The sequence below is a fragment of the Bradyrhizobium sp. LTSPM299 genome, from assembly GCF_000938235.1.
Classification (GTDB): Bacteria; Pseudomonadota; Alphaproteobacteria; order Rhizobiales; family Xanthobacteraceae; genus Bradyrhizobium.
The window spans coordinates 22,666-28,665 of record NZ_JYMU01000021.1 but is presented as its reverse complement, the minus strand read 5'-3'; the positions used below and the strand labels follow the sequence as shown (position 1 = coordinate 28,665).

At 56.7% G+C, this 6,000-nt stretch carries 5 protein-coding genes and 1 pseudogene; 4 read left to right on the top strand and 2 right to left on the bottom strand.

Annotation, left to right across the window (positions count from 1 at the left end):
- Positions 1-123: pseudogene (locus UP10_RS45790) on the bottom strand (DUF2285 domain-containing protein); the annotation flags it as partial.
- A 169-nt stretch (positions 124-292) separates the two neighbouring features.
- Between UP10_RS45790 and UP10_RS13970 the strand changes: the two are divergent.
- From UP10_RS13970 to UP10_RS13955, 4 genes are all read left to right on the top strand, one after another.
- Positions 293-529 (top strand): helix-turn-helix transcriptional regulator, encoded by a 237-nt coding sequence (locus tag UP10_RS13970; RefSeq protein WP_044587917.1) that lies wholly within the window; start codon positions 293-295, stop codon positions 527-529.
- A gap of 846 nt (positions 530-1,375) precedes the next feature.
- Positions 1,376-1,639, top strand: coding sequence for a hypothetical protein (locus tag UP10_RS13965; protein ID WP_044587916.1), 264 nt, complete (start codon positions 1,376-1,378; stop codon positions 1,637-1,639).
- Between the two features lie 1,404 nt (positions 1,640-3,043).
- Entirely contained in the window at positions 3,044-3,415 is a 372-nt protein-coding gene (locus UP10_RS13960; RefSeq protein WP_156179893.1) for a helix-turn-helix domain-containing protein, read from the top strand.
- A gap of 729 nt (positions 3,416-4,144) precedes the next feature.
- Complete coding sequence (locus UP10_RS13955) at positions 4,145-4,654, top strand: LabA-like NYN domain-containing protein (protein ID WP_245321739.1); 510 nt, start codon at positions 4,145-4,147, stop codon at positions 4,652-4,654.
- Between the two features lie 353 nt (positions 4,655-5,007).
- Here UP10_RS13955 and UP10_RS13950 read toward each other — a convergent pair whose 3' ends face one another.
- The gene (locus UP10_RS13950; RefSeq protein ID WP_044587914.1) at positions 5,008-5,967 is read right to left on the bottom strand and encodes an acyltransferase family protein; all 960 of its coding nucleotides are present in this window, start codon (positions 5,965-5,967) and stop codon (positions 5,008-5,010) included.
- Between the last annotated feature and the right edge of the window lie 33 nt (positions 5,968-6,000).

Genomic DNA, 6,000 nt, shown 5'->3' with positions numbered 1-6,000 from the left:
GCCGTCCGCATCCGCATCGAGTAAACGCAGATAAGTGATCATGTGCTGCTCATCATAGACGGTGAGCATCGCGTCGGTTGGAGCGAGGTCTTCGACAGCCGGATCAAGCGGCGGTTTCTTCATAAGAATACCTTTCAGCTAAGCACGCGCGCAGAAAAGGTAGGGGGCAGCATCGCCGCCGCCAGAACCTATCCACACGAGGCTTCTACTCGATGGGTGCATAAATAACCTTATCAGGTGTATTTATGCCCTTATAGTGGCATATTTTCTAGAGCCGTCGAAGGTGGTCAATATGATCACCTCTCGACAAATTCGGGCTGCCAGAGCGTTACTGGACTGGTCCCAACAGCAGTTGGCAGACAAAGCGATCGTGTCGCTTAATGCCGTCGCGAGGCTGGAAAAGGGGATTGTTGATTCTCGAACGAGTACCTTGCTGGCAATCCAAAAAGCCCTGGCCAAAGCAGGCATAGAGTTCTTGGATGCGGACCAAAAAGGCGAAGGTGTAAGGCTTAAGAGCCCGAGATCCTAGCCGACTTCCGCAACTTCCGTCGAACGACCGGCGTCCCCGGAAATACCCGCGACAGGATACTATCCGGGATCTTGAAGCGTTGAGCGACGCGCGGATACGGCTCGAAAAGGCCGGGCGATCGCCCGGCCTTTTTGCCGGGTGCGCCGGGCATGGCGCGGAGCGCCGTGACTGGCGCGATTTGGTCGGAGTGGTGTCTGACCGATGACTTGGAGGTGAGAGTCCTCTACGGACCCTGGGTCAGCGCGGCGGCCGAAGTTCGCTGGCGAGCCAACCGATAGCGTCCGTCTTCATGCGATCGACGGCCACGGCAACCTTATCGGTCCTCTCGCAGGTTGTGCATTCGAACGTCCGCTCTTCAAACCCGCGTGTGCCGGGAGAAATTCGTACCAGGGCCACCCTGTGCTTGCATGTCGGACATATAGGCCGATCGCTGATCAAGTTACCCGTAACCGTACCCCAGGATCACAGGCAGAACCGAACTTGCTGTCCTTAATCTAAGTAGCACTGGAAGGCTTTTTCAAGCGCCGTCGCGATCCCCTGGAAACGGCGGGAGCGGGAGCCGGTTGATAGTTGCTTCCGCAGGTCGATTGAAAGGAACCGAGCCCCCAGTGGGTAGCCCGTGTAGAACAGTCCAATGCCTTCTGCGCTCACGACCGTCCAGCCCAATTGTTCGAACCGGCGACTGCTGCGATGCCCCGAACATTCCCGCCCGTATTATTACGGTCGTTCGATATGTTGGATTGCAGAAGCCAGTGGGATGATAGTAATAATGTGAAGCTATATTGACACGCAGAAACATACTTCCGATAGCATAAACTCAGGTCCGCAAACCGGGACGACAGCTTGATGACCGATCGGGTGTTTAGTCAAAACAGTATTAATGCGTTCACCTCGTTCACCTACTTCGAGAGCGAGGATCCGGCGAATTCGGCCGTATTCGTATTCAAGGACAGTGCGGGCAAGAGGCTGATGCTCAGCACCACCCTGGAAATTGCCTCGGAAATGCGGACGTTGCTGAACGAGGCCTTCACGGAAATGGAGAGGGCCGGCTGCAGGTCGCTTGCTGCGCTTTTGATGACTGCCACAGACCTCGGACCCAAGCCACATTAGTCACGTGGGTTCGCCGTCGGACGTTGTCTTCGGAGCGTCTTGAATGCGCGAAGTTGCCAAGCAAGTGGCCTTGCTTCAGCTGCATTGCCGGTAAGATCGGTCGACTTCGACCGCAACGCCTTTGATCCTGTGTTACCGCAGAGTACTGGCAGATCGCTCGAGCGAGCCGATTAATTTGGCTTCTGCCCATGCTACGCGGCGGCTGTCGAAACGCCGCGAAAGACCGGGCATCCGCTTTTTTCATCCGCCCCTGGATTGGATCGGAACGCTCTCCCTCGATCAGGATGACGACCTCGTCGGGCTCATCGGGTGACTGCGTTGCATTGTAGTGCTCTATTCGCTCCGGCGAGATCCGCATCTTAATTTCGCTTTCGGCACGCTCAATCTGCGAAAAAGCAAAAGAGCCCGCATTTCCGAGGCCATGGTCAGCGTGGTGGTGAGCACGAGCGTCTTGGCGGCACTGTCCGTGCAAATTGAACACCGCCGAGTTCGGAGATCACCTTCCTCAAAATACGTGAATGAAATAAAATCGCTAATGCTGAAACTACCAGCGATCGAATCGGCCATCAGTCGTGAATCCTAATTCAGCGGTAGTGATTGCTATAATTAAAGCTAACAAAACGTAATTTTATAGACTTTGAATAGTCGACATGTTCCAGTTCTGCAAACTGGTGGACTGCCGGTACATCCGGAAACGGGCGAAGAGAAACTGAAAACCTGATTGCGGCCGGGATGTCGGCGGGCGAGTGGTTGGCGTCGCTCAGCTTCGCATCGAGCACCGAACGTTGTCGGTTGCGCAACGTTGTTGTTGGCGCGCTCCGTCTCCCCTTATCGTCCGCCGCATGTTTTGGCGGACCCGTTTGGGTGAGCCGGCGAAAGCTGGACGAACGTTTTAGCGCGAATTCAGCGAAGATTCGTAGTCAGTCGTTCGTTCCGGCCGCGCTATATAGCGCTGAGCAAGGCGGGAACCGGTTTGTCGTGCGGAGGCGGAGCGAGTGAGGTGTGTGGTCATTGGCATCGCGGTCGACGGCGCCGATAGGGAGCACAGCTAGGCTAGGCGAATAAGACGTTGAAACCAGCGGACGTTCTCTTTATGCCGGCGAGGCTGCGGCTCGGGCTTTACGGCAACAGGCGCCCACAAAATTGGTTGATCAAATACTGGATCTATTCTCGGTTGCGTCGATTAATTTATCTACCAGATCGTCAATTTAGTTGCTATCCCTTCCCGCGGATCATAAATTTGATTCATTGCGTGACTTGGCTGCCCTGAAGTCGCCTGGCCTTCGGAGGATTGGTGAGATTGCGCATTGGAAGCAGGTCTCGTTCCTGCTCTGATCTCTGTCTTGATTCTCGATCTCGATCTCGATCTGGGACCAAAATGGAAGGCAAATAGGAAAAGCGGCTGTGCCGAAAGCAAAATCAAAACACGACCCGGAGTTTTCCGGACGACTAAAGCAACTTAGGGAGCAGCGCTCCATGAATGTGGCGAAGTTTGCAAAGCTCATAAAGGTCAGCCCAGCCGCCATCTGGCATTGGGAGAACAAGGGGACGGTGCCACGGAACGGCACGGTCGATGCGATCGCTGAGGTCTTGGGCGTAAGTCGCTCGTATCTCCAGACGGGTAAGCAATCGAACGGCGAAGCTCACAATGGCGAGACTCGATATGGCGAGATTCGCGGCAGGGTCAGATCGGCGGGGACTGAGCTGAGTCTGGAGGAGCTCGTGCGCGCTATCGAGGCTAAGGGTTTTGAAGTTTTCATCAAAACGAGAGGCTAAGCACAGGGCTCTGGGGCCGCACGTGATCGTGCTGGTCCCGATTGGCCCTATGGCTATCACGCTTCGACTGGTGGAGCACTTGACCGCATTGTGCCGAGACGCAGGCTCGGGTGGATCAAATCCTCAGTCTGCGGTAAGACCCCCGGCGTACTCAGCGCTCCTTGCCTGGCGAGCGAGATGTTAACGTCTATTTCTAATTGGTAAATTTTAAAGGCCGAGTTTATTACCGTGACGTCAGACCAATTCGCAGGCCGCTCGGGAGTTCCGGGGACGAGCGAAATGCCAAGGCTGGTCCCCTGCTCAACTCGATGTCAGAATTTATCCTCGCGCCTCGCTCCGGGCGTCCAAACAGCGCACTCGTGGTCTGTCACGCGGTCGTGCGTAACCCAAGCCGATTAGTTACGGCGTCTGCGTCGCGGCAGTCGTCGTATTTTCAGACTTTGCTCTACCTTCAACCATAGTCCGCTAAATTAGCGAGTAAACATTAATATTTGCGAACCGCCAATTGGTCGTCTTGTCCGTTCGTGCTAGATTTGTTTCCGGGCCAGGTCGAGCCGCCGGCTTCTCGACGCTGATCCTATTTTTGTCTGCTACCGCAGCGGTCAAGGAAATCGAAATCTCTGCGTCATTGGACCGACCATAGTCGCGGGAGAGCTATCCAGTGACGGTCCATTCGGCGATGCTATTTGCAATTCGTGGTGGGCGATGGATTTGAGCGACAGAATTGCGATGTTCATCGATGGCGTTAACCTGCATGCGAGCGCCAGAGCGCTCGGTTTCGACATCGACTACAGGCGTCTGCTCGAAAGATTCAAGGGCCACGGGACGCTGTTGCGTGCGTTCTATTACCCGGCGACCGAGGATCAGGAATATACCTCGCTCCGCCCATTGATCGATTGGCTGAGCTACAACGGCTACAGCGTTGTCACCGGGTCCAATAAGGGGTGCTTTGACGCCAGCGGTCGCCGCAAGACAAAGTCCAGCATGGAAATTGAGCTCGCGGTCAACGCCATGGAACTCGCCGGGCATCTCGACCAGATGGTGCTGTTCTCCGGCGACAGCGCGTTCCGCCGGCTGGTTGAAGCCATGCAGCGCCGCGGCGTGCGCGTAACCGTGGTATCGACAGTCGCAAGCCGACCGATGACAGCCGCCGACGAACTGCGGCGTCAGGCTGACGCCTTCATCGATCTGGCTGATCTGCGACCCGTGATCAGCCGCCGCATTCCTGCGCCTACCTAGGGCCAACGGCCACTCGTTACGGGCGGCGCGGCACAGAGGTGCGACCCGTGCGTGGCCGCCCGAGGCGATTGACGGAGGCGAGTGTGGGCATGCCGGGCTCTTCGCATTGGCGAGGGTGAGGAGCGGGCCGAACAAATGCGCGAGTTGATCATGGCTTTGTTGAAGAGAACTTCGAAGCTATCCAATGCCGCGCGATGCCTGCCATCGAGATCGAGGCCGCGCAGGCGCCGAGGAGTTGATGTCGGTCGTCGCGGTCAAATCTCAGGCCGCTTTCCCGCCCTCTAGCACAGCCGTGGTGCGTCGCCCGGTGACACGGCACGGCCGCGCTCGTGCTTACCTTCAAAGTGTTCGCTCTAAACCGCACCAGCGATCTGGACAACCCCTGACGCGGCTTTTGCAAATCTCCTTTTCGCATAGCCGATTAGCGGGGCTTCTATCGCGCGCCAGCTTATCTCCGCCAGGATCCATACGATTGGAAGCGCGACGCAAGCCGAAGTCGGGTAGCCGAGATCAAAAAATACATCGAACACGAGCAAATGGAACAGATAGAGCGCATAACAGCGGCGCCCTGGCCAGATGAGCGGACGGAGCAGCACTGGCCGGCCCATGTTGGCGCCCGCCCACACTATAACGCAGCAGGCAAACGCCGCGACCGAGAGAAAGCCGAAGGGGCCAACCGTTACGGCATACGTCACGTCGCAAAGTGGCGGCACACAAGCCAGCATGATCCACGCGATGCCGGAGCGGCAATAGCCACGCATAAAGCAGGCGAGCAGAACGCCACCGAACAGTTCGTCCAAGCGGCCGGGCAGCAGAAATTCCCAGGAATAGTCTGGCAGATAGGTGTGGAACAGCCAGCGCCAGACCGGCGCGAGCAACACGCCGCCCCAAAGGACTCGGATCAGCCATCGTCGTGGCAACCAGTAAATCAGCAGTGGCAAGATCAGGTAAAACTGCTCTTCGATGGCCAGCGTCCAAGTGACGAACGTTGGCTCGTACTGAGGATAGCCGAACTGCAACCACGGTACGGCCTGGATGAAGAACAGATAGTAGCCCCAGTGAGCTGGTGGAGCGATCACCAGTAGCAGCCAATACAGCGGCAAGATGCGGAATGCCCGCCGTCCGTAGAAGGATGAAAAATAGCCCGGCCGTTCACGGCTATCCAACAGAATGCCGCCGATCAGGAAGCCGCTGAGGACAAAGAACAGATCAACGCCGACCATGCCAAACTTGAACCCGAAATAGTGGCGGGCGATGACCAGCGAAATGGCCAGACCTCGGAGCGCATCAAGCGGTTCGGAACGATCGGACATTATGATGACCGTAGCGCTGCTCGAAATAATGCA